Origin of the sequence: Pararhizobium sp., from assembly GCF_965279435.1 — a bacterium.
Taxonomy (GTDB): domain Bacteria; phylum Pseudomonadota; class Alphaproteobacteria; order Rhizobiales; family Rhizobiaceae; genus Pararhizobium.
Genome location: NZ_CBDIHY010000003.1, coordinates 2,793,480 through 2,818,247, shown reverse-complemented (window position 1 = coordinate 2,818,247; position 24,768 = coordinate 2,793,480). Strand labels below are relative to the sequence as shown.

The 24,768-nt window shown below is 58.7% G+C and carries 27 protein-coding genes; 18 read left to right on the top strand and 9 right to left on the bottom strand.

Annotated features, from left to right (window positions below; translation table 11 throughout):
• Positions 1 to 120 precede the first annotated feature (120 nt).
• The 4 genes from ACQY8Q_RS19280 to ACQY8Q_RS19265 all read left to right on the top strand — a co-directional run bounded on the left by ACQY8Q_RS19280 (position 121) and on the right by ACQY8Q_RS19265 (position 2,812).
• Complete coding sequence (locus ACQY8Q_RS19280; RefSeq protein ID WP_428428041.1) at positions 121 to 477, top strand: PilZ domain-containing protein; 357 nt, start codon at positions 121 to 123, stop codon at positions 475 to 477.
• Positions 478 to 576: 99 nt separating this feature from the next.
• Positions 577 to 990: a DUF2177 family protein gene (locus ACQY8Q_RS19275; RefSeq protein WP_428428040.1), complete on the top strand. Its 414-nt coding sequence runs from the start codon at positions 577 to 579 to the stop codon at positions 988 to 990.
• Positions 991 to 1,139: 149 nt separating this feature from the next.
• Positions 1,140 to 1,562 (top strand): PilZ domain-containing protein, encoded by a 423-nt coding sequence (locus ACQY8Q_RS19270; RefSeq protein ID WP_428428039.1) that lies wholly within the window; start codon positions 1,140 to 1,142, stop codon positions 1,560 to 1,562.
• Between the two features lie 128 nt (positions 1,563 to 1,690).
• On the top strand, positions 1,691 to 2,812 hold the full coding sequence (locus tag ACQY8Q_RS19265; RefSeq protein WP_428428038.1) for a pyridoxal phosphate-dependent aminotransferase: 1,122 nt from the start codon (positions 1,691 to 1,693) through the stop codon (positions 2,810 to 2,812).
• A gap of 61 nt (positions 2,813 to 2,873) precedes the next feature.
• Here the strand turns inward: ACQY8Q_RS19265 and ACQY8Q_RS19260 are convergent, their stop codons facing one another.
• Positions 2,874 to 3,140, bottom strand: a complete 267-nt coding sequence (locus ACQY8Q_RS19260; protein ID WP_113246086.1) for a tetratricopeptide repeat protein — start codon at positions 3,138 to 3,140, stop codon at positions 2,874 to 2,876.
• Between the two features lie 549 nt (positions 3,141 to 3,689).
• Here ACQY8Q_RS19260 and ACQY8Q_RS19255 point away from each other — a divergent pair.
• The 5 genes from ACQY8Q_RS19255 to ACQY8Q_RS19235 all read left to right on the top strand — a co-directional run bounded on the left by ACQY8Q_RS19255 (position 3,690) and on the right by ACQY8Q_RS19235 (position 6,724).
• On the top strand, positions 3,690 to 4,031 hold the full coding sequence (locus ACQY8Q_RS19255) for a DUF2147 domain-containing protein (RefSeq protein WP_428428037.1): 342 nt from the start codon (positions 3,690 to 3,692) through the stop codon (positions 4,029 to 4,031).
• Positions 4,032 to 4,383: 352 nt separating this feature from the next.
• Positions 4,384 to 4,557: a hypothetical protein gene (locus tag ACQY8Q_RS19250; protein ID WP_037107006.1), complete on the top strand. Its 174-nt coding sequence runs from the start codon at positions 4,384 to 4,386 to the stop codon at positions 4,555 to 4,557.
• 11 nt (positions 4,558 to 4,568) lie between these two features.
• On the top strand, positions 4,569 to 4,742 hold the full coding sequence (locus ACQY8Q_RS19245; protein ID WP_428428036.1) for a hypothetical protein: 174 nt from the start codon (positions 4,569 to 4,571) through the stop codon (positions 4,740 to 4,742).
• Positions 4,743 to 4,823: 81 nt separating this feature from the next.
• Positions 4,824 to 5,144: a YnfA family protein gene (locus ACQY8Q_RS19240; RefSeq protein WP_428429821.1), complete on the top strand. Its 321-nt coding sequence runs from the start codon at positions 4,824 to 4,826 to the stop codon at positions 5,142 to 5,144.
• A gap of 77 nt (positions 5,145 to 5,221) precedes the next feature.
• On the top strand, positions 5,222 to 6,724 hold the full coding sequence (locus ACQY8Q_RS19235; protein ID WP_428428035.1) for an AMP nucleosidase: 1,503 nt from the start codon (positions 5,222 to 5,224) through the stop codon (positions 6,722 to 6,724).
• Positions 6,725 to 6,727: 3 nt separating this feature from the next.
• On the opposite strand, the gene ACQY8Q_RS19230 is transcribed toward ACQY8Q_RS19235, so the two are convergent.
• Positions 6,728 to 7,684: a lysylphosphatidylglycerol synthase domain-containing protein gene (locus ACQY8Q_RS19230; RefSeq protein ID WP_428428034.1), complete on the bottom strand. Its 957-nt coding sequence runs from the start codon at positions 7,682 to 7,684 to the stop codon at positions 6,728 to 6,730.
• Positions 7,685 to 7,789: 105 nt separating this feature from the next.
• Between ACQY8Q_RS19230 and ACQY8Q_RS19225 the strand changes: the two genes are divergently transcribed.
• Positions 7,790 to 8,794 carry a glycosyltransferase family 2 protein gene (locus ACQY8Q_RS19225; RefSeq protein ID WP_428428033.1) on the top strand — a complete coding sequence of 335 codons (1,005 nt, stop codon included), beginning with the start codon at positions 7,790 to 7,792 and terminating at the stop codon, positions 8,792 to 8,794.
• A 77-nt stretch (positions 8,795 to 8,871) separates the two neighbouring features.
• On the opposite strand, the gene ACQY8Q_RS19220 is transcribed toward ACQY8Q_RS19225, so the two are convergent.
• The gene (locus tag ACQY8Q_RS19220; RefSeq protein ID WP_428428032.1) at positions 8,872 to 9,768 is read right to left on the bottom strand and encodes a diacylglycerol/lipid kinase family protein; all 897 of its coding nucleotides are present in this window, start codon (positions 9,766 to 9,768) and stop codon (positions 8,872 to 8,874) included.
• Positions 9,769 to 9,886: 118 nt separating this feature from the next.
• Positions 9,887 to 10,234: a winged helix-turn-helix transcriptional regulator gene (locus ACQY8Q_RS19215; protein ID WP_428428031.1), complete on the bottom strand. Its 348-nt coding sequence runs from the start codon at positions 10,232 to 10,234 to the stop codon at positions 9,887 to 9,889.
• A gap of 115 nt (positions 10,235 to 10,349) precedes the next feature.
• On the opposite strand from ACQY8Q_RS19215, the gene ACQY8Q_RS19210 reads away from it, so the two are divergent.
• The gene (locus ACQY8Q_RS19210) at positions 10,350 to 11,363 is read left to right on the top strand and encodes a zinc-binding alcohol dehydrogenase family protein (protein WP_428428030.1); all 1,014 of its coding nucleotides are present in this window, start codon (positions 10,350 to 10,352) and stop codon (positions 11,361 to 11,363) included.
• Between the two features lie 200 nt (positions 11,364 to 11,563).
• A complete protein-coding gene (locus ACQY8Q_RS19205) occupies positions 11,564 to 12,010 on the top strand; it encodes a DoxX family protein (protein WP_428428029.1) in 447 nt (148 codons plus the stop codon).
• 94 nt (positions 12,011 to 12,104) lie between these two features.
• Here the strand turns inward: ACQY8Q_RS19205 and ACQY8Q_RS19200 are convergent, their stop codons facing one another.
• Entirely contained in the window at positions 12,105 to 12,677 is a 573-nt protein-coding gene (locus ACQY8Q_RS19200) for a CGNR zinc finger domain-containing protein (RefSeq protein WP_428428028.1), read from the bottom strand.
• A gap of 97 nt (positions 12,678 to 12,774) precedes the next feature.
• On the opposite strand from ACQY8Q_RS19200, the gene ACQY8Q_RS19195 reads away from it, so the two are divergent.
• On the top strand, positions 12,775 to 13,677 hold the full coding sequence (locus ACQY8Q_RS19195) for an alpha/beta fold hydrolase (RefSeq protein ID WP_428428027.1): 903 nt from the start codon (positions 12,775 to 12,777) through the stop codon (positions 13,675 to 13,677).
• A gap of 76 nt (positions 13,678 to 13,753) precedes the next feature.
• Here the strand turns inward: ACQY8Q_RS19195 and ACQY8Q_RS19190 are convergent, their stop codons facing one another.
• Both ACQY8Q_RS19190 and ACQY8Q_RS19185 read right to left on the bottom strand, forming a co-directional pair.
• On the bottom strand, positions 13,754 to 14,371 hold the full coding sequence (locus ACQY8Q_RS19190) for a L,D-transpeptidase (protein ID WP_428428026.1): 618 nt from the start codon (positions 14,369 to 14,371) through the stop codon (positions 13,754 to 13,756).
• Positions 14,372 to 14,762: 391 nt separating this feature from the next.
• Positions 14,763 to 16,427 (bottom strand): electron transfer flavoprotein-ubiquinone oxidoreductase, encoded by a 1,665-nt coding sequence (locus tag ACQY8Q_RS19185; RefSeq protein WP_428428025.1) that lies wholly within the window; start codon positions 16,425 to 16,427, stop codon positions 14,763 to 14,765.
• 267 nt (positions 16,428 to 16,694) lie between these two features.
• Here ACQY8Q_RS19185 and ACQY8Q_RS19180 point away from each other — a divergent pair, with 267 nt between their 5' ends.
• From ACQY8Q_RS19180 to ACQY8Q_RS19165, 4 genes are all read left to right on the top strand, one after another.
• The gene (locus ACQY8Q_RS19180; RefSeq protein WP_428428024.1) at positions 16,695 to 19,049 is read left to right on the top strand and encodes a TPR end-of-group domain-containing protein; all 2,355 of its coding nucleotides are present in this window, start codon (positions 16,695 to 16,697) and stop codon (positions 19,047 to 19,049) included.
• A 177-nt stretch (positions 19,050 to 19,226) separates the two neighbouring features.
• Positions 19,227 to 20,525 (top strand): Hsp70 family protein, encoded by a 1,299-nt coding sequence (locus ACQY8Q_RS19175; protein WP_428428023.1) that lies wholly within the window; start codon positions 19,227 to 19,229, stop codon positions 20,523 to 20,525.
• A 212-nt stretch (positions 20,526 to 20,737) separates the two neighbouring features.
• Positions 20,738 to 21,625, top strand: coding sequence for a uracil-DNA glycosylase (locus tag ACQY8Q_RS19170; RefSeq protein WP_428428022.1), 888 nt, complete (start codon positions 20,738 to 20,740; stop codon positions 21,623 to 21,625).
• A gap of 152 nt (positions 21,626 to 21,777) precedes the next feature.
• Complete coding sequence (locus ACQY8Q_RS19165; protein WP_428428021.1) at positions 21,778 to 21,954, top strand: hypothetical protein; 177 nt, start codon at positions 21,778 to 21,780, stop codon at positions 21,952 to 21,954.
• A gap of 73 nt (positions 21,955 to 22,027) precedes the next feature.
• Here ACQY8Q_RS19165 and ACQY8Q_RS19160 read toward each other — a convergent pair whose 3' ends face one another.
• Entirely contained in the window at positions 22,028 to 22,396 is a 369-nt protein-coding gene (locus ACQY8Q_RS19160; RefSeq protein WP_428428020.1) for a hypothetical protein, read from the bottom strand.
• On the opposite strand from ACQY8Q_RS19160, the gene ACQY8Q_RS19155 reads away from it, so the two are divergent.
• Entirely contained in the window at positions 22,395 to 23,675 is a 1,281-nt protein-coding gene (locus ACQY8Q_RS19155) for an MFS transporter (protein ID WP_428428019.1), read from the top strand. The two genes, ACQY8Q_RS19160 and ACQY8Q_RS19155, sit on opposite strands and share 2 nt — an antisense overlap.
• 16 nt (positions 23,676 to 23,691) lie before the next feature.
• On the opposite strand, the gene ACQY8Q_RS19150 is transcribed toward ACQY8Q_RS19155, so the two are convergent.
• Positions 23,692 to 24,630 (bottom strand): DMT family transporter, encoded by a 939-nt coding sequence (locus ACQY8Q_RS19150; protein ID WP_426240833.1) that lies wholly within the window; start codon positions 24,628 to 24,630, stop codon positions 23,692 to 23,694.
• Positions 24,631 to 24,768: the final 138 nt, after the last annotated feature.

The following is a 24,768-nucleotide window of genomic DNA, read 5'->3' as shown; positions in this document are numbered from 1 at the left end:
ATGACGTTGGAAACTGCTACCCTAACGTCATGCGGCGTGGCGCACGTTGCGCACTACATGATCAAGAGTTGCAGCATTCAGCAGAAACGGCGCACTGCCGCAGATTTTCCGGAGTTTCCCATGTCGATGGTGATGCATCTCGCCGAGGCAAAGCCGGGTCAACTGACCACCAGCTACAAGCACTATTATATAGAGCGCCCCTGCCGCATCCTGGTGGTCGGACAGCATCTGAAGACCAAGACGAAATATCAGTGCCTGCTGCGCCACATCTCGGTCGGCGGAGCCATGGTGGATTTCAACGCCAATATCCTGCTGCCGAAGCATTTTTTCCTGCAGATTGACGGCTTCCAGGAGGAACTTGGCTGCTCGCAGGTCCATCGGCACCGAACCGAGCTCGGCGTGCGCTTCAATATACCGCTGGCGCCGGAATTCCTCAGCCGCCTGATCCGGTTGAATTTTACCAGCGGGCTGATCTGAAAGCCGGCCGGTCATCGCACATGTCTTCTCCTATTTTCGCCCGGTGGCAATCCAGACGGGGCTGCCTGCCGTAGCAAGGGTGAAAGAGGATCAATCATCATGAAAACTGTTCTGATCGCCTATGCGGGAACGCTGGTGTCCTTGTTGGTTGCCGATGCTATCTGGCTCGGGCTGGTGGCACGGACGTTTTACCGCGACCAGCTCGGCGAACTCATGCTGCCGTCGCCGAACCTTGCGATTGCATCGGTCTTCTACGCATTTTTTGCGATGGCCATTGTTCTGCTCGCCGTCATGCCGGGGGTTAAGGCCAACTCTCTCCTCACAGCGTTGGGATATGGAGCGGTCCTCGGCCTTGCCGCTTACGGCACCTATGACATCACCAATCTGGCGACGCTGAAGGGCTGGCCACCGATTGTCAGCGTGGTCGATATGGCCTGGGGCACCTTTGTCACGGCGTTTGCCGCCAGCTGCGGCCTGCTCGCCTGCCGCTATTTTGCCGGCGCAACGTCCTGATTTGCGACGCCGCGACAGGCGGAGTGCGTCAATTTACACCCTCATTAAATTTTTAGGGAATGTTTTCAAACGATTGCAATATCCCTGACCGATCCTCTGTCCATCGTATGCTGCCATCATGAGGAGGGCCAGTGCGATGAACGCAAACGATGCGGCAGATGTGGATTCACCGTCCAGGCCATATCGCTATCGAGGGAGTGACGATGCAGAACTCGACGATGTATTCCGTGGTCAGTTCCAAACTGTACGAGCAGCGTTTTGAGCGGTTCAAGATCGGACAGGCCGGAACGTTGATGGCCGTCAAGCCCGGGCTCGGCGGTGTCTCGACCCGGACCTGCAAGATGACCGAGATTTCACGCGGCGGTGCGAGCTTCGTCGTCAACACGACGATCGGCCTTCCGCAGCATTATTATCTCACCATCGTCGGCACGAAAAAGCGAATCGGCTGCGCTGAAGTTTATCGGCGGGACAACCGCATCCAGGTGCATTTCATCAAGCCGATCGACGAGGAATTCCTGCATCAGATCGTCCGCTACGAATTCTTCACCGGCGGAGAGCTGAAAAAGCACTAGGGGCCGCCGGAATTTGAGCACGTATTGCTATGAGTGCGGCCGTTGACGCGATGGATTTGGTTTCCATGATAGCGAAACCTCGCTAGTCTGCGCGGCGATTTCATCCATTGTCAGGCTCGATCATCCGCATGTCCGCATTTTCCCGATTTACTCCGCTTATCGCCTCGCTTCCCTCCACCATTCCCTTTGTCGGGCCTGAAGCGATCGAGCGCCAGCGTAACCGCCCGATCGCGGCGCGGATCGGCGCCAACGAGAGCGGTTTTGGTCCTGCTCCATCGGTTCTGTCAGCGATGACGGCTGCCGCCGCAGGGGTCTGGCGATACAATGATCCGGAAAATTTCGAGCTGAAGACAGCGCTTGCCGGCCATCTTGGCACCGCGGCGGACAATATCGCCATCGGCGAAGGCATCGACGGGCTTCTTGGGCAGATCGTTCGCATGGTGATCGAGCCCGGTATGCCGGTTGTCACCTCGCTGGGCGGCTATCCGACATTCAATTTTCATGTGGCGGGGCATGGCGGGCGGCTGGTGACGGTTCCCTATGTCAACGACCGCGAAGATCTCGACGGGCTGCTCGCTGCGGTCAAACGCGAGAATGCGCCGCTCGTCTACTTCGCCAATCCCGACAATCCGATGGGTAGCTGGTGGGACGCCGACAGCGTTGTCGCCTTTGCCCGGGCGCTGCCCGAGACATGCCTTCTCATCCTCGATGAAGCCTATGGCGAGACCGCACCGGCCGGCACCATTCCTTCGATCGTTTCACTGATTGAAAAGCCGAACGTCATCCGTACCCGCACCTTCTCCAAGGCCTATGGCCTGGCGGGTGCCCGTGTCGGCTATGTCATCAGCACGCCGGGAACGGCGCAGGCCTTCGACAAGATCCGCAACCATTTCGGCATGAACAGGATCGGGACCGCTGCGGCTGTCGCAGCGCTGGCGGACAAGGATTATCTGGCGGAGGTTCTGGAGAGAATTGCCGCCTCACGCGGCAGAATCGCCGAAATCGCTGTCAGTAACGGGCTGAAGCCCCTGCCCTCGGCGACGAATTTCGTGACGATTGATTGCGGCAAGGATGTCGTCTTTGCGCGGGCGATCGTTGACCGGCTGATGGCCGACCACGGCATATTCATCCGCATGCCGGGTGTTGCGCCGTTAAACCGCTGCATCCGGATCAGCACCGGACCGGAGGCAGATATGGCGCTTTTGGAAGAAGCATTGCCGAAAGTCCTGGAATCGCTCGGCAGGCAATAGAAACCGCGCCTCATCTTCGGAGGTCTCGGCCGCTACCGCCTGTCGTCGATGCAATTCTGTTTCAATGCACTGTCATCCATTCGCGCGCGGCGCGCAGAGCCGTGGCGAGGTCAGTCTTGCTCATTGTCATCGTCAGGTCGGCACGCAGCGCTGCTGCCCGGTCTGAACCCTTGATCGCGGCGATGTTCAACCATTTATGCGCGGCGACGAGATCGACATCGCAACCACGCCCGGTTGCATACATCAAACCCATTTCGCAAAAGACGTCCGCGCGGTTTTCGCCACCCATTGTGGCATCCGAAGCATTCTGAATGTCAAAGCGTGCCATTGTCTCTGTCCCTGTTTACCTGGTTTGTTACGTCCGTAGTCCCTGTTTTATCTGCCTTTTTGAGGCTCCCTGAAGGGGCCGCCGTCTTGTGCAGCTTTGGCCCCTTGAAGGATGTCGGCGGGTTGTTTTTCCCTGCTCGTCTTATGGATTTGAATATGCAGCAGTGGTTTCAATACACGCTTAAAATGCATGATTAATGTGCGGCAAACAAAGTTCAAACGATTGGTAAACTTGGGTTTTTGTTAAACATCCGACCACCCGGAAACGCTGGCTTTTGCCTCAATCTTTACGGAAAATTCAGGTGGCCATTTCAACCAATTGATAACCACGCAAAACGGTTGCCTGTTGCCTGCGTGGAAAAAGGGCGCCCGTGAAGGCCACCTTCTGCAGGAAAACCATCCGTCAAAAACACAGCAGAAACATATTTACGTTTACGTTCGCGTAAGCTATTTTCGTCGAATTGAGCGGTGAGGAGACTGGCTCAGGCAACATTTCGCCCGAAATCCGGCGGCAAAGCGCGGGTACTCGGCGAATTACCGGAGGGACATGATGATTCGCACATTGATATTGGCCGCCACCATGACGATGGCAACGGCAGCCTCAAGCTTCGCTGTCGAACCGATCGTCGGCAACTGGAAGACGGCAAGCGGCGAGACGGCCGCGATCGCCTCCTGCGGCGGCAGCTATTGCATTACCCTGAAGACGGGGAAACATGCCGGCAAGCGCATCGGCAACCTGGCCGGCAGTGGTGACAGCTATTCCGGCGAGATCACCGACCCGGCCAACGACAAGACCTATAGCGGCAATGCGTCGATCAGCGGCGCCTCGCTGAAGATGCAGGGCTGCGTTCTCAAGATTCTCTGCAAGTCGCAGACCTGGACACGGATGTAATTGCACCAACTATCCGGCGGGCATGCCCGCCGGATGCCATTTTTCCGGCACGATGGTTTGCAGCGCGCTATGGCGAGACAGGATTTCACGGGCTTTCCTGTCTTTTGATGCCTGTTGCTGCTCTGCCCCCGCCCCTCTCCCATCAAAACAATTCTGAACCGCCGTGTGTGCGGCGGGAATCTCAAGCCATTATTCGGTTGGGACGGTTGCCGTACGGTTTGAAAAGACCGCGGCGGGCGCGAAGATGAATGGGAGATGAACCGAGGTCTCAGGAAGAGTTCAGTTTGCCTATGCGAAAAGGTGATCATCGAATTGAACCCCGATCGACACACCAGACCAAACGGACAAAGCCATGGACATTCTCGCTCGCCGCCTCACCATCATCAGCATGCTTATGGTCGTCTTTGCATTAACGCTCGCAGCTGCTGTCAGCGCCGATAGCCAGCGCCGCCGCCACAACTACGCCGGCTCGATTGCCGACTGCACCGTGCACACCACGAAATTCTGCGAACAAGCCAAGCTGTAAGGTCAAAGACAATGTTCTCCCTCGCCCATTCCACAACCATCGCACTGCGCATGCTGACGCTCGCAGCCCTTCTGATGGCTCCGATGGGCGCAGTTGCCTACAGCAAGGCTTCCGGCCTTGGGATCGGCAAACAGGGAGCCGGCCTTGTCCTGTTCGTCACCCTGCAGCGCCAGTCGATGAGCTGAGGCTGCATCCGGCCTTCGCAAGTCTTGCACATTTGATCCTGCTCCCTTCCTATGGACCGCCAAGGAAGGAACCTCATGCCCATCACGTCATTCGCGATCTACGCCCTTGCGGCTCTTGCAGAAATTGCCGGATGCTTCGCCTTCTGGGCGTGGATGAAACTCGACAAGCCGATCTGGTGGCTGATCCCCGGAATGGCAAGCCTTGCCCTGTTCGCCTGGCTTCTCACACTGATCGAAACGGCAGCAGCCGGACGTGCCTATGCTGCCTATGGCGGCATCTATATTGCGGCTTCACTGGCATGGCTGTGGTTTGTCGAGGGCGTGCGGCCGGATCGATGGGATGCAACCGGCGTGGTGCTTGCCCTTGCCGGCACCGCCATTATCCTTGGCGGACCGCGCTGAGCGGCTTTTCCTGAACTGCCGCCTGTGCATTCCCATCTTGTCGTTTGCTTGTAAAAAACGGCATCCTATAATGCCGCATGAACAATCGAATCTCTTCCCTCTCCGCCCTTTCCATCGCAACGCCCGACGTTTTCGAACCGCAGACGTTTGACGATCCGCTTGCAGCTGTGGACGCGCTCTCGGCACTCTATGATCGCAACACGAAGTTTCTCGTCGATGCGTTCACCGAGCTTGGCCGGACCGGAACGCCGGTCTCGCGCTACCGCGCGTGCTATCCGCAGGTCAGCATCGAGACCAGCAGCTTCAGCCATGTCGATTCGCGCCTGTCCTACGGCTATGTCAGCGCGCCGGGCGTCTACACGACCACGGTCACAAGGCCAAAACTGTTCCGGCATTACCTCAAGGAACAGCTCGGTCTGTTGATCCGCAGCCATGGTGTCGGTGTCACCGTGTCCGAATCGACCACGCCGATCCCGCTGCACTTCGCCTTCGGCGAAGGCGCCTATGTCGAGGCGGCGATGGCCGAGAATATCGACATCCCGTTGCGCGACCTGTTCGACACGCCGGACTTGACCACCACGGACGATGAGATCGCCAACGGCTCGTACGAGCCCGGCCCCGGCGAGCCCTCGCCGCTTGCACCGTTCACCGCCCAGCGCATCGACTATTCGCTGGCCCGTCTCAGCCACTATACGGCGACCAGCGCGACGCATTTCCAGAATTTCGTGCTGTTCACCAACTACCAGTTCTATATCGACGAATTCTGCCTCTGGGCGCGCCAGCAGATGGTTGACGGCGGCAATGGCTACACCGCTTTCGTCGAGCCCGGAAACATCACCACCCAGCCGGGATCGGACAAGCCCGATTCGGACCTGACACTCACCCGCCTGCCGCAAATGCCGGCCTATCATCTGAAGAAGAAGGGCCACGGCGGCATCACCGTCGTCAATATCGGCGTCGGGCCGTCCAACGCCAAGACGATCACCGACCACATCGCCGTGCTGCGGCCGCATGCCTGGCTGATGCTCGGCCATTGCGCCGGCCTGCGTAACAGCCAGACGCTCGGTGATTACGTTCTTGCTCATGCTTACGTGCGGGAAGACCATGTGCTGGACGACGACCTGCCGGTCTGGATCCCGATCCCGGCGCTCGCCGAAGTTCAAGTGGCAATGCAGGACGCCGTGGCGGAAGTGACCGGATACGAGGGCTATGACCTGAAGCGGATCATGCGCACCGGCACCGTTGCCACCATCGACAACCGCAACTGGGAACTGCGCGACCAGCGCGGCCCGGTCAAGCGGCTGTCGCAGTCGCGCGCCATCGCTCTCGATATGGAATCGGCGACCATTGCCGCCAATGGCTTCCGCTTCCGCGTGCCTTACGGAACGCTGCTTTGCGTCTCCGACAAGCCGCTACATGGGGAACTGAAACTGCCGGGCATGGCGACGGCCTTCTACAAGACGCAGGTCAGCCAGCATTTGCAGATCGGTATTCTGGCGCTGCAGAAACTGGCCGCCATGCCGCCGGAAAAACTGCATTCCCGCAAGCTGCGCAGCTTCTTCGAAACTGCGTTCCAATAGCCCTCAGCGGCGCGGCGACAACAGTATAGACAAGAGCGTGCCGGCAACCGCCGACACGACGATCAGCAGATGAGCATTGACGCTGGCGCTGGCGAGCAGATCAAAGGCGGCTCCCTTGGCTGGCGCGCCGAAGGATATGGCGCCAGCGGTAATGCCGGCCGGATAGGTGCCGACACCGGCGGGGGCATGCACCGGCAGCACCGACGATAGCTCGCCGCCAAGCGCGCCGCCGAAACAGGCGGCAAGTGGAAGTACCCCCATGGTGGCCAGCACCCAGGCGAGCACGGCGACCTTCGTCGACCAATTAAGAACAGTCATCAGCCATGCCCTGACGAACACCAGCGCATTGGCCGGCAGCCCGGCCTCCACCTCGACCAGAAACCGGCCGAGTTTCTCCGGCAGGTGCCGCTGCAGAACGGCAAGCGCGTGGCCTTTCAACAGGAACAGCGCCAGCGGTGACACAAGAAAAAGCCCCCACAGCAACCAGCCCAATGCATGGTTGTCGCGGCCGATGATCAGGCCGACGCCGGCTGCGGCGAACAGGGCGTGCAGGTCGAGAAGCCGCATGAGCAGCAGCGCCGAGGTGCTGCGCGTCAAAGGAACGGCAAATTCCGAACGCATCAGGATCGGAAAACTGGTTTCGCCTGCCCGGAAGGGCAGCATGATATTGAGAAGATTGTGAACCTGCGTCACGCGCAGCAGCGACAGGAAACGGCCGCGGGTTTCGTTGGGGAAATAATCGTATATCCGGTAACAGCGGATGAAATAGGTTGCGACCAGAAGCAGTAGCGCCGACAGGACGGGAACGAGACCGATCCCGGCCCATTGCCGCAACAGAACCGGCCAGCCCCAGATCCACTGGATGAAAGCCGCATAGACAATGACGGTCACAAGGGACAGGGCGACCATCCGGTTGCGGACAAGCCATGAACCCCGGCTGGCATCCTCTCCTGCATTCATATATTTGGTACTTTCCTGTCCAGTGCCATGGCACGGCTGGTTATCACGATACCCCAGGCGAGAGAACCTGCAGCGTTTTAAAAGGCTTTGATTTTGGATCCCATATTGGAAGCAAGCAAGGCAGAGACTGACACAGCTCCGCCAGTCGAATTGTCCGTCGTCGTGCCGATCTATAATGAAGAAGAAAGCGTCGGCCCGCTGGTTGCCCGCATCCGGGAAGCCATGGCGAATTTCGACAAGCCTTGGGAGCTCATTCTCGTCAATGACGGAAGCACCGACGGCACACTTGTCAGTGCCCGCAAGGAACTGGATAGCGGCCTGCGGCTGAAGATCGTCGAACTGCAGCGTAATTTCGGCCAAACCGCCGCCATGCAGGCCGGCATCGACCTCGCGTCCGGCAGATTGATCGCCACGCTCGACGGCGACCTGCAGAACGATCCGCGCGATATTCCCGCGATGGTCAAGGCCATCGAGGAGCGTGAACTTGATCTTCTGGTCGGCTGGCGCAAGAACCGCCAGGACGGTTTGTTCCTGCGCAAGATTCCATCCTGGTGCGCCAACGCCCTGATCGGCAAGATCACCGGTGTAAAACTGCACGACTATGGCTGCAGCCTGAAGATCTATCAGGCCTCGATCATCAAGCAGGTCAAGCTGATGGGCGAGATGCACCGTTTCATTCCGGCCTGGGTTGCAGGGGTGGTGCCGAGCAGCCGCATCGGCGAAATGCCGGTCACCCACCATGCCCGCCAGCATGGAACGTCGAAATACGGGATTTCCCGAACTTTTCGCGTGATTCTCGACCTGCTGTCGGTACTGTTCTTCATGCGCTACAAGGCGCGGCCGGGACATTTCTTCGGGTCGATCGGACTTTTCGCCGGTGGTCTCAGCACGCTGATCCTGTTCTACCTGTTCATCGACAAGTTCCTGCTCGGCAACGATATCGGCACACGGCCGATGCTGATTGTCGGCGTCATGCTGTTCCTTTCCTCCGTCCAGCTGATCACCACCGGCATCCTCGCCGAAATGATGGCGCGGCTTTATTCCGGCGAAAACGACTCACCACCCTATATCGTGCGCAAGGTTTTCGAACAGGACAGAGCCCAAGTATAACGTCACGGGCGTGATCCAGCGCCAGGGAAGAGCCTGTTCCAGCTCTTCCCGAAGCTGACACTCAGGGCGAATATCGCTTATTTGCCAACGAGCAGTTTCAGTTCGCCGGGATGGACGCGCAGGGCGACATCGCGGCCGATCGGTAGCAGTTCGCCATCGATGACGCAGTTGATCTTGTGGCGCGCCTTGGGGAAATGCAGGTTGACGGTGGTGACGCTCATCTCGGTGATCAGCGGGCTTTCGCGAAACTTTCCACGCAGAATGTCGAAGGTCAGCTTTGCGACACCGGACGGTTTCAGCGGGGGAGCCGTGTAGAAGCCCAGGTTCCCGCCGGTCACATCATCGGCATGCATCAGCGCGTTTGAGCCGAAATGATTGTTGGATACCGAGATCGCCGACACGTCACGCTTCTCGCGAACGCCATCGACCTCGAACTCGATCTCGAACTCGGGCGGGTTGAACATCACGCCGAGTGCGGCGCGCGTACTGGCGCGGATTTTTCCGATCCGCGAGGCAAAGCTGTAGGATTCGCGGTAGCGCACCATGCGGGCGTGCAGTCCCATGGAAAACTGATGCACGAACGCGCGGCCATCGGCGCTGCCGATATCGGCCTCGACAATCCTACCTTCGGCAAGAACATCCAGGACTTTCCAGATATCCAGAGGTAGTTTCAGTGCGCGGGCAAACAGGTTCATCGTTCCGGCTGGAACCACGCCGAGCGGCATGCCGTTCTTCCAGGCAACACCGGCCGCTGCAGAGATGGTACCATCACCGCCACCGGCCAGCATTGCATCCAGATCGTCACGGCGGGCCGTCTTTTCGAGGATGTCAGCCATTCCGTCGCCGGAAGCGACGGTGATTTCGATGTCATGCCCGGCTGCGCGAAAGACGTCCTCGGCCTTTTTTGTATAGGCGTCCATATCGGTTGTGCGGAATGTTCCGCCGTCGCGATTGAATATGGCCTTGATCTTCATTCGTGCTCCTTGCAGCTCGTAGGCTACATATGGAGCGGCACACAGGCTTTTTCAGCCGGTACACGCTCAATGACGAATGTTTATTATTTCGGGCAGCAAAGCGCTTATATTCGCCCCGTCATGAAGCAATCTGCAGCATGATGTGTTCATCGCCCCAAAGCTTCATCGCCATGATCACCGGCTCAAGGCTACGGCCGCGCGGGGTCAGACAGTAATCCACCCGTGGTGGCACGACGGCAAAGACCGTGCGTTCGACAAGCCCGTCGGCCTCCAGTTCGCGCAGCTGCTTGGTCAGCATGCGCTGGGTGACGCTGGTCAGGCGGCGGCGAATTTCGTTGAAGCGCATGGTGCCATCCAGAAGGTGATAAAGGATGACGCCTTTCCATTTTCCATCGATCAGATGCAGCACGCCCTCGACCGGGCAGCCGGGAGAACAGGTCAGGAGCTTGTGGCGAACACGCGGCATTCACGGTATCCTTTTGGGTACTATATACACTTATTGTGCATTCTTGCGCTCTCGCACCATAATGCGCATCTAGCTTCCAGACAAACCCCACCAAGCGAACCTGCAGGAGCCAGCCATGCGCGCCATTGCCTACAAGATCCCCCAGGCGATTTCCGCCGAGACTTCCCTTATCGATGTGGACCTGCCCGTGCCGGTGCCGGAAGGCCGCGACATTCTCGTCGAGGTCAAGGCGATCTCGGTCAATCCGGTCGATGTCAAGATTCGCGCCAATGCGAAGCCTGATCCAGACCAGCTGAAAGTGCTCGGCTGGGATGCCGCGGGGATCGTCAAGGCGGTTGGCCCCGGTGTGAAACTGTTCCAGCAGGGGGATGCCGTGTTCTATGCGGGCGCCATCGACCGGCCGGGAGCAAACTCCGAATTCCACCTGGTCGATGAGCGCATCGTCGGCAAGAAGCCGGAAACGCTGGACTTTCCGGCAGCGGCCGCCTTGCCGCTGACCTCGTTGACCGCCTGGGAAGCGCTGTTCGACCGGTTGAAGGTCAACGATCCGGTTCCCGGCGCTGCCAACGCGATCCTGATCATCGGCGGTGCCGGTGGGGTCGGCTCGATCGCCATCCAACTCGCCCGGGCGCTGACCAATCTCACCGTGATTGCCACCGCATCGCGCCCCGAAACCCAGAAATGGGCCTATGATCTCGGCGCGCATCATGTGCTCGATCATTCCAAGCCGCTGGCGCAGCAGATCGACCAACTGGCGCTCGGCGCCCCGGCCTTCGTGTTTTCGACGACCAATACCGCCGATCACCTGGAAGACATTATCGCATTGATCGCCCCGCAGGGCCGTTTCGGGCTGATCGACGATCCGAAAGTGCTCGATGTCGTGCCATTCAAGCGCAAGGCGGTTTCGATCCATTGGGAACTGATGTTTACCCGTTCGCTGTTCAAGACCAAGGACATGGAAGAGCAAAACAGGATTCTCACCGAGATCGCGCGGCTGGTCGATAGCGGTAAAATCCGCTCGACGCTGACCGAAACGCTCGGGCTGATCAACGCCGGAAACCTGAAAAAGGCCCATGCCCTGATCGAAACCGGCAGGACGAAGGGCAAGCTGGTGCTGGCAGGATTCTGACGCGCACCCCTTCGTCAAAATCCGGCCTTGCCGCAGTTCCTGCGGGAACGTCTCAACCGCTGCGCTCGCCCTAAACAGGAGGCAGCGCGGCACACCGGATAGTCTCCCAAACGGGTGATGCCGCGCTGCTCCGGATCCGATCCCCACGCCCCAGTGGGGCCGGATCCGGGGCTCGTTCATCCCTGTTTCTGGAGAGAAAAATGCCTTCCTTTATTGATTCCCTCGTCGGTTCCCGCGCGTTCGGCTATCTGGCGCGCACCATCCTCACCTACATGTTCTGGGCGAGCGGCCTCGCCAAACTCATCGATTTCAATGCCGGCGTCGCCGAGATCGCCTATTTCGGCCTCGAACCGGCACCGCTCGTCACCATCGCCGTCATCATCACCCAGCTTGGCGGCTCCGCTCTGATCATCGCCAACCGCTGGACCTGGCTCGGCGCAGGCGCGCTGGCCGTTTTCACCGCATTGACCATTCCGATTGCCCATACGTTCTGGACCATGCAGGAGCCCATGAAGACGCTGGAATTCTATGTCGTCATGGAACATATCACGGTTATCGGCGCACTGATGGTCGTCACCTGGAAATCCGCCCCGGTCCGCGCGCCTGTGAACGATACGCGTCCGGGTTTTGCGGAGATCAACGCGTAGGATTGCTGGAGAACACGACAGGCAAAGCCTGCTGGACAGATCCAGCAGGCTTTGCCTGGCATTTTCAACCGCTTCAATGAATCCGCCCGAGCCGTCATGCCGACTTGCTGCGCTGATAGTAGCGCGAGACGCGGACGCGGTTGCCGCAGCGTGCAGCGGAACACCAGCGGCGGCGCGCATTGGTGCCGACAAACAGCATGACGCAATCCTCTGCCGCACATTGGCGGATCAGTGCCACCTCACCGCTGGCAAGCAGCGCGGCAGCATCTTCGGCCAAAAACCCGGCGAGCCGGACCGCCGGTGCCCCTGCCCGTTCGCTGGAGAGCACCGGTGGGTCGCTCCATGCGAGCTGGCGCATGACCGGCGCTGCGCGCATCGCGGCATTCAATCCGTTGATATCCTTGATTGGCACCGGCTTGCCGTCGCGCATATGCGCGATCGCCGAGGCTGTGTGGTCGCGTACGGCGACGATCGCCGCGATGTCACCCACCTGCAGCGCGGCAGATTCCGCAGCCGACAGGACGGACAGCCGCTCAGCCTCGGCGTCCAGCCACAGCCTGAACCCCGCATCGGTTTCGAGCAAATCCACTCGGCCTTCAGCCGTTAGGGGCCGGGTATTGACGAGATCGAGCGCCAAGGGCTCGCCGGTGAAGGGGATCAAATCCATGTTCAGCCTCACGCATATAATGTATATTTTGACTATTGACACATTAGTAGCATCGACGCAAACCTAACGCATAGATTTTCAAATTATGGGTGTTAAAATGACCTTGCGCAGCATTGCCCAGATCCGTCATCGTTTTGTCGAGGCCGGTGGCGTTCGCATCTTCTATCGGGAAAGCTTGCCGGAGGCGGCTGCAGACGCGCCGACCATCCTGCTACTGCATGGTTTCCCCGCTTCGTCGCACCAGTTCCGCCGGCTGATGGACGCGCTTGGCAGCCATTACCGGTTGATTGCGCCCGATTACCCGGGTTTTGGCCATAGCGAAGCGCCCGTCTCCACCAACGAAGGCGGCGCATTCACCTATAGCTTCGACAGCCTTTCCGGCGTGATCGAGGCCTTTGTCGATGCACTCTCGCTCAAACGCTTCATGCTCTACGCCTTCGATTTCGGTGCACCGGTCGGGTTCCGGCTGGCCAGCCGGCGGCCGGAACTAATCGCAGGGCTGATCGTCCAGAACGGCAATGCCTATCTGGAGGGCCTGTCAGACATCGCCCGCGATTTCATCGCGCTTGCCCCTTCTCGAGAGGGCGCCGTGGAGCAGATTCGCAACCTCCTGACACTGGACATGACCCGTGGGCAATATGAAGGCGGCACCGCACAGCCGGAGCTTGTCGCCCCCGATGGCTGGACGATGGACCAGCATTTTCTCGACCGTCCCGATCGCCGCCAGCCGCAGCTCGATCTTGCCTTCGACTACAAGAGTAATCTTGTTCGTTATCCGGAGTGGCAGCAATGGCTGCGCCAAAGCCAGCCGCCGACGATGATCACCTGGGGCCGCAACGATCCGTTCTTCACCGAGGCTGGCGCCCGCGCGTTTTTGACCGACGTGCCGGAAGCGGAACTGCACCTGTTCGACACGGGTCACTTTGCACTGGAGGAACGCTTGCGGGAGATCGCGCCGCTGATCGCCGATTTCGTCGATCGCAAATGGGCGCGCGGATAAGACAGAAAAGGCGCCGGAGATCTCAGCTCACGGCGCCTTTGATGGATTGGATATGCTCGTGCTGCTGCCGCCGGGCTTACGCCTGCAGGACGACGACGCGGCCGCCGACGGTTGCCCGCTCATAGAGATCGACGACATCGTGGTTGAGCATGCGCACGCAGCCGCTCGACATCGCCTGGCCGATCGACCAAGGCTGCGTCGTGCCGTGGATGCGGAACATCGTGTCGTTGCCGCCCTGATAGAGATAGATGGCGCGGGCGCCGAGCGGGTTGTTCGGGCCGCCGGGAACGCCGCCAGCATATTTCAGGTTCTTGCCGGGATCGCGTCGGATCATGTTGTCGGTCGGCGTCCATGTCGGCCATTCAGCCTTGCGGCCGATCGTGGCCGAACCGGCCAGCGCATAGCCGTTGCGGCCAACACCGATGCCGTAGCGCAGGGCCTGGCCGTCGCCGAGGATATAGTAGAGCCGCCTTGCCGGCGTATCGACGACAATCGTGCCCGCATCATATTTCGTTGCATAGGCGACCTGCTGGCGGCGCAGTTCCGGCTTGACCTTTTCCAGCGGCATGGCCGGCATCGGAAACTTTTCATCCGGTTTTGCAGCATAATTGGCAGCGTGGTTCGGTCCGTTGGTGGCGCAACCGGCAAGAAGAGCAGACAAGCCGAGCAGCAGGCCACGGCGGGAGATCGACATCGTGAGTTTCCTTAAGATCCGGTTGATGCAACCGAAAATAGGGAAAACATGGTTAATGCCCGGTTAAGCGCGTTGATATTGTGCGCAATGGAAAGGCGGCGGCGGGCTTTCTGCCGATTTCAGCTGCCTACGAATTGCTATGTTTTTTATGAACACCCAAACTCTGCTCCGTCATTCCTGTGCCTGTCACAGGAATCAAGTCACGGCGCGTCTGCGCCGTGGGACGAGTCTTTAGCGTTCAAGGACTTGAACGCACTGGATCCCGGAACAAGTCCGGGATGACGGAAGGAGAGTGGCGTGCAAGGAACGGAGGACCTGCTGAAAACCATGAACCGGTATGTTGGTGTTCAGCATTTTCGACAGCCGCTTTGGCCTAGCCCTACCATGCCGCTCACATATTCGGATAGACCGGCCCTTCGCCGCCCTGCGGCGGTACCCAGTTGATGTTCTGGTTGGGGTCCTTGATGTCGCAGGTCTTGCAGTGGACGCAGTTCTGCGCGTTGATGACGAAGACGTCTTCGCCGTCCTTTTCCACCCATTCATAGACGCCGGCCGGACAGTAGCGGGTCGATGGGCCGGCATAGACGTCGTGCTCGGACGATTTTTGCAGGGCCATGTCCTTGACCTTCAGATGTACAGGCTCGTTTTCCTCGTGATTGGTGTTCGACAGGAACACCGAAGAGAGACGGTCGAAGGTGAGTACGCCATCCGGGCGCGGATAGGCGATCGGCTTGTGCATTGACGCCGGTTCCAGCGCCTGCGCGTCGGTCTTGCCGTGTTTCAGCGTGCCGAAGAAGGAGAACCCGAACAGCGTGTTGGTCCACATGTCGAGACCGCCGAGCGCCACGCCGGCCACTGTCCCGAGTTTCGACCACAGCGGCTTGACGTTGCGGACTTTTTTGAGGTCGGAGCCGATGGCACTGTCGCGCCAGCCGTTCTCGATTTCGATCACCTCGTCATTGGCGCGGCCTGCAGCGATCGCGTCCGACAGTTTTTCGGCGGCGAGCATGCCCGACAGCACGGCATTGTGGCTACCCTTGATGCGCGGCACGTTGACGAAGCCAGCCGAACAGCCGATCAGCGCGCCGCCCGGGAAGGTCAGCTTCGGCACCGACTGATAGCCGCCCTCGGTGATGGCGCGGGCGCCGTAGGTCAGCCGCTTGCCGCCTTCGAAGGTGCCGCGAATGGCCGGATGCGTCTTGAAGCGCTGGAATTCCTCGAACGGATAGAGATAGGGGTTCTTGTAGTTCAGGTGCACGACGAAGCCGACGGCAACCAGATTGTCTTCGAGATGATAGAGGAACGAACCGCCACCGGTCTTCATGCCGAGCGGCCAGCCGAACGAGTGCTGCACCAGGCCCTGTTTGTGGTTCTCCGGCTTCACCTGCCAGAGCTCCTTGATGCCGAGGCCGAATTTTTGCGGCTCGCGATCCTTCGAGAGATCGAATTTCGCAATCAGCTGCTTGGCGAGCGAGCCGCGCACGCCTTCGCCGATCAGCGTGTATTTGCCGATGAGCTCCATGCCGCGGGCAAAGTTCGGGCCCGGCTCGCCGTTCTTCTCGACGCCCATGTCGCCGGTGGCCACACCAATGACGGCGCCCTGATCATTGTAGAGCACTTCGGTCGCGGCAAAGCCCGGATAGATCTCGACGCCCAGTGCCTCTGCCTTCTCGGCCAGCCACCGACAGACGAGGCCGAGCGAGACGATGTAATTGCCGTGATTGTTCATCAAGGGCGGCATCGCAAAATTCGGCAGGCGGATCGAGCCGGCGGGACCGAGCAGCAGGAACTGGTCGTCCGTCACCTTGGTCTTGAAGGGATGCCCCTCCTCCTCGCGCCAGCCCGGCAGCAGACGGTCGATGCCGATCGGATCAACCACAGCGCCCGAGAGAATATGCGCACCGACCTCGGCACCCTTTTCCAGGACGACGACGGAAAGCTCCGGATTGACCTGCTTCAAGCGAATGGCGGCAGACAGACCGGCCGGCCCCGCCCCGACGATCACCACGTCGAATTCCATGCTTTCGCGATCGGGCAATTCCTGTTGGTCGGTCATCTTATCGTCTCCAGTCGCACCCGGCTATTTTGCGCGGTTTTGTTCCCAATTCTTGACCTCCGTCATGGCAAATACGGCCGGACTTGTCGAGCCAGTCTGCGACGGCAGCCAAGCGCATTTGCGCATGAGGTCATGCGGCAGGATACAAATACATGACGTGCACGTAAACGTCAAAAACATGATGTTGTAAATTTCCTCTTTGCCAAAATCCCTTATTGAACGAGTACATGTGAAATGCAATTTTAAGATGCTGATTGAGGAACTCACATGATAAAATACACTGACGAAGACATCGCCGAACTGGTCAATACAATGCGGCGTGCTCCGCGCCGTTTTGATTTCCTGACTGGTGCCGGCATGTCTCTGTCGGCCGGAATTCCACTGGCGGGCGACTTGGTAAAGGAAATAATCAGGACTCACGTGGCGAGAGTTTCCAGACAGCCCGAGGCATTAAGAAATGACTACGGCGCGTGCATGAACCTCCTTTCGCTCGATGAGCGAAACGATCTGCTCGCCCCTTATTTAAGGAACTCCAAGATCAACTGGGCGCACATCGCCTTGGCATGCCTGATGAAGGCGGAACATGTACGCCGTGTATTGACCTTTAATTTCGATAATATTCTCGCGCGCGCCTGCGGGCTTCTGGGACTTTATCCCGCCACCTATGATTTCGGCATCGCGCCCGCAGAACGCGTCGATTTTCTATCGGATCCATCCATTATACATTTGCACGGCCAAGGGGTCGGGCCTGTGATGATGAATTCAACGGAAGAGACGCAAAAGCACGCCGACAAACTGAGACCGCTCATCGACGATTGCCTAGGCTCCTCAAACCTCGTGGTCATCGGCTATAGCGGACAGGCGGACCGCGTTTTTCCTATGGTCGCCCGGTGCTATTCCGGCCGGAGACACATTTATTGGGTTGGCAGGTCCGATAGGCCCGGCGAACACCTGAAAGACCTGTTCGAAGGAGATCACAAAGCATATTGCCATTATATCGGTGGCGCGGATGCCGATAGCTTTATGATCAAGCTGGCGCAGGAGTTGGACTGCTTCCCGCCTGAAGTTTTCAAGAGCCCCGCGGACCATCTCCTATCAGAAATGAAAGATGTCATTTCCTTTCCCATGGGTAGCACCGGTATGACAAAGGATATCTTGGTGGACACCCGCAGTCGACTTGGAACCGCGCGATCTACCTTGGAGATGAGCATCAACGTCGCATCTGTTCTGGGAAATAATCCGGCTGGAATTATCGATATCGAGAAACCATTGGATGAAAACGGCACGTCGCATGAACCGATAGATCAAGAGATTCAGGCATGGGCTCACTTTTCAACGGCTTACGACCTTCAGACGGAGGCTAAAGCGTCTCTCGATCTCGATAAATTGGAGAAATTGGAGAAATCCGCCGGTGAATACGCGAAGGCGGTTCAAGTCAAACCAGACTTTTATCAAGCCCTTAACAATTGGGGCAACAGAATCGGCGACCTAGCGAAGCTGAAAAGCGATGAAATCCTTTATAGTCAGGCATTCGACAAATACGAAAAGGCACTCTCCATCAAAACTAATTACTATGAAGCCCTTTTCAACTGGGGCGCCGCACTCGGTGATCTGGCGAAGCTAAACGGTGATGAGACGACCTATAGGAAAGCATTTGAAAAGTATGAAAAAGCATTTTCTATTAAGTCCGACGACCATGAGCTCTTTTTCACCTGGGGCAATACACTCGGTAATCTGGCGGAACTGAAAAGCGATGAGGCCATCTACAGGCAAGCATTTGAAAAATACAAAAAAGCTCTTTCCATTAAGGCCGACGGCCATGAGTTCCTTTTCAACTGGGGCAATGCACTCAGTGACTTGGCGAAGCTAAAGAGCGATGAGGCCCTCTATAGGCAGGCATTTGAAAAATACGAAAAAGCGCTTGCCATTAAAGACGATGACCATGAGCTCCTTTGCGCCTGGGGCAATGCACTTGGTGATCTGGCGGAACTAAAGAGCGACGAGGCCCTCTACAGGCAAGCATTTGAAAAATACGAAAAGGCACTCTCCTTCAAAACTGATTATTACGAAGCCCTCTTCAACTGGGGAACTACGCTTGGCGATTTGGCGAAACTGAAGAGCGACGAGTCCCTCTACAGACAAGCATTTGGAAAATATGAAAAAGCACTTTCGATCAAACCCGATCATTACGAATCCCTCTTCAATTGGGCAAACACACTCGGAAACTTGGCGAAAATGAAAAAAGACGAGGAACTATACAAGAAAGCATTTGAAAAATACGAAAGCGCTATAGTAATAAACAAAGACGATCATAAAATTTTAGATAATTATGCATCGGCATTGCTGGGTGCCTGGCATCTCAGCGGAAATAGACATTACCTTAGTATCGCGGAAAGTGTACTGGACCGAGTGGAGGCGATCGTTCCAGAAGATTGCTACAACAGAGCCTGTCTTGCCGCCATTCTCGGCGATGAGGAGGGTGTTCGGCAAAGATTGGAAAAAGCTCTTGCCCACGCCACCCTTCCTGCAGGCGAGCATCTTATGACAGACGATGATCTGGAGCCTTTTCGCGATATGGAATGGTTTAAATCTATCGTGGAGCGCGCCAAGTCGCGACGGTAGATCCGTTTCATCAAAAACCTCGTCGCCTTGCATTGGCTCGGCAGCCATGTCATGAGGCGCCTCCCAAAAAAGAACAATTCTCATCTCGTTAACCTCTCAATCGGGCACATACGTGGCTGGGTAGGGCCCATATGTTGGCACGGCGGTTCTGCGAACGGCGAGACAACGGAGACTTTCATGGCCAAGGCACTCGGCTTCGATTTCGGCACGACCAATTCGGTGCTTGCCGCCTCGCAGGGCGACACGACGCAGTCGCTGAGCTTTTCAAGCATGGCCGGAACCACCGATTCGATGCGCACGGCGCTGTCGTTCATGAAGCACGCGAAGCTCGGCGCTGCCGCCGTGTCCATCGAGGCGGGCCAGGCGGCGATCCAGCAGTTCATCGACAATCCCGGTGAAGCGCGCTTTCTCCAGTCGATCAAGACCTTTGCCGCCAGCCCCCTGTTTCAGGGCACGCTGATCTTTGCCCGCCGCAACAGCTTTGAAGACCTGATGCGCGCCTTCCTCACGCGCATTGCCGACTATGCCGGCGATGGCTGGCACCAGGATTACAAGCGCATTGTCGTCGGCCGTCCGGTGCGGTTTGCCGGCTCGAGCCCGGATGAAAACCTGGCGCTGGAGCGGTACGACCGGGCGCTGGCATCGTTTGATTTTCCCGAGGTCCATTATGTCTATGAGCCGGTCGCGGCCGCATTCTACTTTGCCCAGAACCTGAAGAAGGATGCGACCGTGCTGGTCGCCGATTTCGGCGGCGGCACCACCGACTATTCGATCATCCGCTTCGAAAGCCATGCCGGCAAGCTGACGGCAGTACCCGTCGGCCATTCCGGTGTCGGCGTCGCCGGCGATCATTTCGACTTCCGCATCATCGACACGGTGGTTTCGCCGCTGATCGGCAAGGGCAGCCAGTTCAAGAGTTTCGACAAGCTGCTCGACGTGCCCTCCAGCTACTATGCCAATTTCGGCCGCTGGAACCAGCTGTCGATCTTCAAGACGCTGAAGGACTTTACCGACCTGAAGCAGCTGGTGCGCTCCGCTGTCGAGCCGGAAAAGCTCGAAGCCTTTGTCGATCTGGTCGATCATGACGAAGGTTATCCGCTCTACCAGGCGATTTCGGCCACCAAGATGCGGCTGTCGCATGAGGAAGAGACGGAATTCTACTTCGCGCCGCTCGGCGAGAAGAGCCGCCAGACTGTGCGCCGCAGCGATTTCGAAAGCTGGATCGCCCCGGACCTTGCCCGGATAGAGGAAGCACTCGACGAAGTGCTGGTCACCACCAACACGCTGCCAGAGGGCATCGACAAGGTGTTCTTGACCGGCGGCACCTCGTTCGTCCCGGCCATCCGCCGTATCTTCGAAGACCGTTTTGCCAGCGACCGCATCGAAAGCGGCGGGGAACTTCTCTCGATCGCCCATGGACTGGCGCTGATCGGCGAGCGCGACGACATTGAACGCTGGACGGCAATGGCGGCTTGATTGGCGGCTTCCTCTTCTCCCCGGCAGGGAGAAGAGGCCCGCAGGACCGGATGAGGGGAAAGCCAACACATAGAGCTTGCCGAACCGCCCCCTCATTGCCTCGCTGGGGAGAAGAAGGAATTTGCCGGTTTCTACACAGCCGAATGCGACGACGCCGTGAATAGCGGTCCGTATCCCTTCCCTGCCTCCTCAAGCTTCTGTACAAGCAGACCATGATCTCCAGCGACACCATGAGCCCGGCCGAACTTGCCGCCCTTCTGCATTTTCATGCGGAAGCAGGGGTTGAATGGCTGCTGGAAGACGAGCCGGTCGATCGGTTCGCGGAATTTGCCGAGGCGAAGGCGGCGCGCGGCAATGGCGGCTCACAAGCCATGCAACGGACGCAAGCCTCGGAGCGTAGTGATGCGCCCAATGCGCCGGCCGCTCGTGAAAACGGCAACCGGGCTGCCAACAAGCCGCAAGCGGCACCGGCAGTGGTTCCGCAAATGGCCATTCCCGACGAGCAGGCCATTGCCGAGGCCCGGTTTGCGGCAGAGTCTGCGCGCTCCCTTGCGGAGCTCAAGAGCGCCATGGAGGCCTTTTCCGGCTGTAATCTGCGCAACAGCGCCCGCAACATGGTGTTTGCCGATGGCAATCCAACCTCCGGCATCCTGGTGATCGGTCCGGTGCCGAATGGCGACGATGACCGCGAGGGCGTTCCGTTTTCAGGTAAGCAGGGCCAGATGCTGGACCGCATGCTGGCCGCCATCGGGCTTGACAGGACATCGGTGCTCTTGACCAATGTCATTCCCTGGCGGCCGCCGGGAAACCGCCCGCCCTCGCCACGCGAAACCGACATCTGCCGCCCGTTCATCGAGCGCCAGATCGTGCTGAGCGAGCCGCGCCACCTGCTGATCCTCGGCAATTTTGCCGCCCGTTTCTTCTTCGGTGGCAACGAAATGATCCATCACATGCGCGGCGAATGGCGCGACATTCAGGTGGGCAACGCCACTGTGCCGGCCCTCGCTACCCTGCACCCGCAGGACCTGACCTCGGCACCGGCCAGCAAGCGTCTGGCCTGGCAGGATCTGCTGGCGTTTCGCGCCCGGATTCGTGGTTAAGACCGTCTGAACCGGGCACTTGCCTCAATTGTGAACAAACGATGAAAAAAGCCATGCGGATTGCGCATACCAGCAACGCGAACGCGTCCGTTGCGGAATCGATGCTGCAGTGCAATATAAGCCAACGGGGGGACTGAATAAGGAATTGAACTATGACGACCCGTTTTCGCCCTCTGCATTCGAGCTTTGAAACGCTCCGCCACGCCGGCTCGGCGCTGCGCACGCCCTTCAACAGCTTCGGCTCTGCTGCCAACGAACAGATGACCGCTGCCGGCTATGGCCACAAGACACGCCCTGCCCAGATCTTTTCGGAATTCGTCCAGCGTTGATTGTCTAAGGTTCGCGCAATCGCGCGTTCCTCTGCCTGAAAAGCCAGGCTCAAATGAAAGGTATCCGATCATGTCAGCACATATCCGCTCGCTCCGGGTCCTCCTTGCCGATATCGGCACCGCCGTGCGCGCCTCCGGCGAATTTAGCCGTCTGAGCAAGGAAGCTCCGGCCGCCAATGCCGATCGCCATGCGGTCAGCGGCTTTCTGCCGAAGTAATCGCCGGCTTTTGGCCGCCCTGCGGCCATATTCCTCTTCTGCGCCAAGCCTTGTCGCAATCGACAGCGTCAGCAAAACTGGATAGAGCGACACTCGTTCTTTGATTCCAACAGCGGCGTGTCGGGCACCGGTTTTCAAGCACGCCATCCGCTCCACCATTTTCAGCGCTTCTCCTGAGGCTTGTGCGTCACAGGCAACCGGCAGATCCGCATCCGGAGCCTTCATGCTGACAAGCCTCAGATCCGTGCTCAGCCTGATGCTCTCGACACTGCTGATGATGGTCGGCTTCGGGCTGGCGAGCTACGTGCTGCCGGTGCGCTCGGTGGCCGAGGGCTGGTCGACGCTGACCATCTCGCTGATCGCCACCGGCTATACGCTGGGCTTCACCATCTCCTGCATCGTCACCCCGAAATTCGTGCTGCGCGTTGGACATGTGCGGGTGTTTGCCGCCTTGATCACCCTGCTCAGCATCGCCATCCTGATGTGCGGACTGGTGGTCGACTGGCGGGCGTGGATCTTCTTTCGCGCCATTTCCGGCTTTGCGATTTCCGGCAGCTATCTGGTCATCGAAAGCTGGCTGAACGAGCGGGTCACCAACGAAAACCGCGGCATGCTGTTTTCGCTCTATCTGATAACCACCATGGTCGGCACCATCGGCGGGCAATATCTCGTGCCCCTGGGTGACCCCACGAATTCATCACTGTTCATCCTGTGCGGCGTCTTGTTCTCGCTGGCACTTTTGCCAACGGCGTTGTCCTCATCCGCAATGCCCGCCCCGCCGGCCCAAGCGAAATTCGATGTGCCGGGGCTCTATCGACGCTCACCGGTTGCCGTCGTCGGCGCGTTTCTGGCTGGCGCCATGTCCGGCGCCTGGCTTAATCTCGGTGGCGTCTTCACCCAGAAGATTGGCCTTTCAACCGTCGAGGGTGCGACACTGCTTGCCTCCCTACTCGCCGGCAGCGCCATTTCGCAAATCCCCATCGGGCGAACATCAGACCGGATCGACCGCCGTATCGTCATGGTCGGCTGCGGCATCGTCGGCGTTGTCTCCTGCCTTGCCATGGTTGCCTTCGTCGGCTCCAGCCCGCTAGTGCTCTACGTTATCGCCGCTTTTGTCGGGTCTGTAATGTTCCCGATCTATGCGCTGAACGTTGCCCATGCCAATGACCTTGCCCGGCCGAACGAATATGTCGAAGTGTCCTCCGGCATGATGATCACCTACGGTATCGGAACGATTTCCGGCCCGCTGATGGTTGGCCCGGTGATGGACCGTTTCGGCCCGCCGTCGCTGTTCGTGCTTCTCGCCATCTATTTTGCGCTTTACGCCGCCTATGCCGCCTGGCGCATTGCCCAGCGTGGCCACACGGATGGGCTCGTGTCCAAAACGGATTTCCAGGCCAATACCGTTCCCACTCCCGGAACAGAGGCCGTCAACGCCATGAACCAGGCGGTGCGGCCGGCCGATCTGATCGAAGACGATACCGCTCCATCAGCATCATCCTGATCATTCAGACAATGGCTCACCCCTGAGGGGTAATGTGCTTGCGCGCGCCCCGGCGCTCAAGACCGAGCTGATGTTCGCGAAAGATGATGAAGATTCCGGCACCAACGACGATCGCCGTGCCGATCAGCATGACGCCCGTCGGCACCTCGTCGAACAGGAAATAGCCGATCAGCAGCCCGAGCAGGATCGAGGTATATTCGAACGGCGCAATCGTCGACATATCGGCATAACGATAGCTCTGCGTCAGAAGGATCTGCGCGACGCCGCCGCAAAAACCTGCCCCCATCAACAGCAGGAAGGAATTCATCGGCAGCGGTTCCCAACCGAACGGTAGCGACAACAGCGAGAAGCATGCGGCCGAGAGCGAGAAATAAAGCACGATCGTATGCGTCTTCTCCTTGGCGATCAGCTTGCGCACCAGCACCATGGCAACGGCTCCGAGCGCTGCCGACAGGAGTACGGCCAGTGCGCCAAGCGCTTCTTGCGAGCCGAACCCGCCGTCTCTCAGCAATGTCACACGCGGCCAGGTGATGATCATCACCCCGACCAGCCCGATCAGCACTGCCGACCAGCGATAGATCCGAACCGTTTCCTTGAGAAACACCGCCGCAAAGACCACAGCCAGCAGCGGCATGGCATAACCGATCGCAATCGCCTCCGGCAGCGGCAGGTGCACGAGGCCGTAGAAGCCGAAACTCATTGCCAGGATACCGATAAACCCGCGTGCCAGATGGCCGAAAATATCCTTGGTGTGGAAGGCGGTGCGCAAATGCCCCTTGAAGGCGAGATAGCCGAGGATCGGCACCATGGCGAAGGCCGAGCGGTAGAAGGTGATCTGGCCGGTGGCAATCTCAGTGCCTGCCGCCTTGATCAGAGTTGCCATGCAGACGAAAACCAGTACGGACATGACCTTGAGGGTAATGCCCTTCATCGGGTGGGGGAATTCGGAATCCATTGCGGGGTGCACTCATCGGACGAGGGCAGCGGGCCGGAAATCATCGGGAACGACAGGCTGCGGGGGATGTCGGCGATCGGAGAATCCGTCACCGTGACCCCATTACCTTAACGCGCGATAATCGAAAGAGGGATCAAT

Excerpts from the sequence above, each read along its gene's own strand:
- ACQY8Q_RS19220 (WP_428428032.1), bottom strand. The coding sequence starts at position 9,768 with ATGAAGATCAAGGCCATATTCAATCGCGACGGCGGAACATTCCGCACA.
- ACQY8Q_RS19215 (WP_428428031.1), bottom strand. The coding sequence starts at position 10,234 with ATGCCGCGTGTTCGCCACAAGCTCCTGACCTGTTCTCCCGGCTGCCCG.
- ACQY8Q_RS19280 (WP_428428041.1), top strand. The coding sequence starts at position 121 with ATGTCGATGGTGATGCATCTCGCCGAGGCAAAGCCGGGTCAACTGACC.
- ACQY8Q_RS19210 (WP_428428030.1), top strand. The coding sequence starts at position 10,350 with ATGCGCGCCATTGCCTACAAGATCCCCCAGGCGATTTCCGCCGAGACT.
- ACQY8Q_RS19245 (WP_428428036.1), top strand. The coding sequence starts at position 4,569 with ATGTTCTCCCTCGCCCATTCCACAACCATCGCACTGCGCATGCTGACG.
- ACQY8Q_RS19155 (WP_428428019.1), top strand. The coding sequence starts at position 22,395 with ATGCTGACAAGCCTCAGATCCGTGCTCAGCCTGATGCTCTCGACACTG.
- ACQY8Q_RS19275 (WP_428428040.1), top strand. The coding sequence starts at position 577 with ATGAAAACTGTTCTGATCGCCTATGCGGGAACGCTGGTGTCCTTGTTG.
- ACQY8Q_RS19165 (WP_428428021.1), top strand. The coding sequence starts at position 21,778 with ATGACGACCCGTTTTCGCCCTCTGCATTCGAGCTTTGAAACGCTCCGC.
- ACQY8Q_RS19250 (WP_037107006.1), top strand. The coding sequence starts at position 4,384 with ATGGACATTCTCGCTCGCCGCCTCACCATCATCAGCATGCTTATGGTC.
- ACQY8Q_RS19230 (WP_428428034.1), bottom strand. The coding sequence starts at position 7,684 with ATGAATGCAGGAGAGGATGCCAGCCGGGGTTCATGGCTTGTCCGCAAC.
- ACQY8Q_RS19195 (WP_428428027.1), top strand. The coding sequence starts at position 12,775 with ATGACCTTGCGCAGCATTGCCCAGATCCGTCATCGTTTTGTCGAGGCC.
- ACQY8Q_RS19150 (WP_426240833.1), bottom strand. The coding sequence starts at position 24,630 with ATGGATTCCGAATTCCCCCACCCGATGAAGGGCATTACCCTCAAGGTC.
- ACQY8Q_RS19260 (WP_113246086.1), bottom strand. The coding sequence starts at position 3,140 with ATGGCACGCTTTGACATTCAGAATGCTTCGGATGCCACAATGGGTGGC.
- ACQY8Q_RS19185 (WP_428428025.1), bottom strand. The coding sequence starts at position 16,427 with ATGACCGACCAACAGGAATTGCCCGATCGCGAAAGCATGGAATTCGAC.
- ACQY8Q_RS19190 (WP_428428026.1), bottom strand. The coding sequence starts at position 14,371 with ATGTCGATCTCCCGCCGTGGCCTGCTGCTCGGCTTGTCTGCTCTTCTT.
- ACQY8Q_RS19200 (WP_428428028.1), bottom strand. The coding sequence starts at position 12,677 with ATGGATTTGATCCCCTTCACCGGCGAGCCCTTGGCGCTCGATCTCGTC.
- ACQY8Q_RS19205 (WP_428428029.1), top strand. The coding sequence starts at position 11,564 with ATGCCTTCCTTTATTGATTCCCTCGTCGGTTCCCGCGCGTTCGGCTAT.
- ACQY8Q_RS19270 (WP_428428039.1), top strand. The coding sequence starts at position 1,140 with ATGCGGCAGATGTGGATTCACCGTCCAGGCCATATCGCTATCGAGGGA.
- ACQY8Q_RS19180 (WP_428428024.1), top strand. The coding sequence starts at position 16,695 with ATGATAAAATACACTGACGAAGACATCGCCGAACTGGTCAATACAATG.
- ACQY8Q_RS19255 (WP_428428037.1), top strand. The coding sequence starts at position 3,690 with ATGATTCGCACATTGATATTGGCCGCCACCATGACGATGGCAACGGCA.
- ACQY8Q_RS19175 (WP_428428023.1), top strand. The coding sequence starts at position 19,227 with ATGGCCAAGGCACTCGGCTTCGATTTCGGCACGACCAATTCGGTGCTT.
- ACQY8Q_RS19170 (WP_428428022.1), top strand. The coding sequence starts at position 20,738 with ATGATCTCCAGCGACACCATGAGCCCGGCCGAACTTGCCGCCCTTCTG.
- ACQY8Q_RS19235 (WP_428428035.1), top strand. The coding sequence starts at position 5,222 with ATGAACAATCGAATCTCTTCCCTCTCCGCCCTTTCCATCGCAACGCCC.
- ACQY8Q_RS19160 (WP_428428020.1), bottom strand. The coding sequence starts at position 22,396 with ATGAAGGCTCCGGATGCGGATCTGCCGGTTGCCTGTGACGCACAAGCC.
- ACQY8Q_RS19265 (WP_428428038.1), top strand. The coding sequence starts at position 1,691 with ATGTCCGCATTTTCCCGATTTACTCCGCTTATCGCCTCGCTTCCCTCC.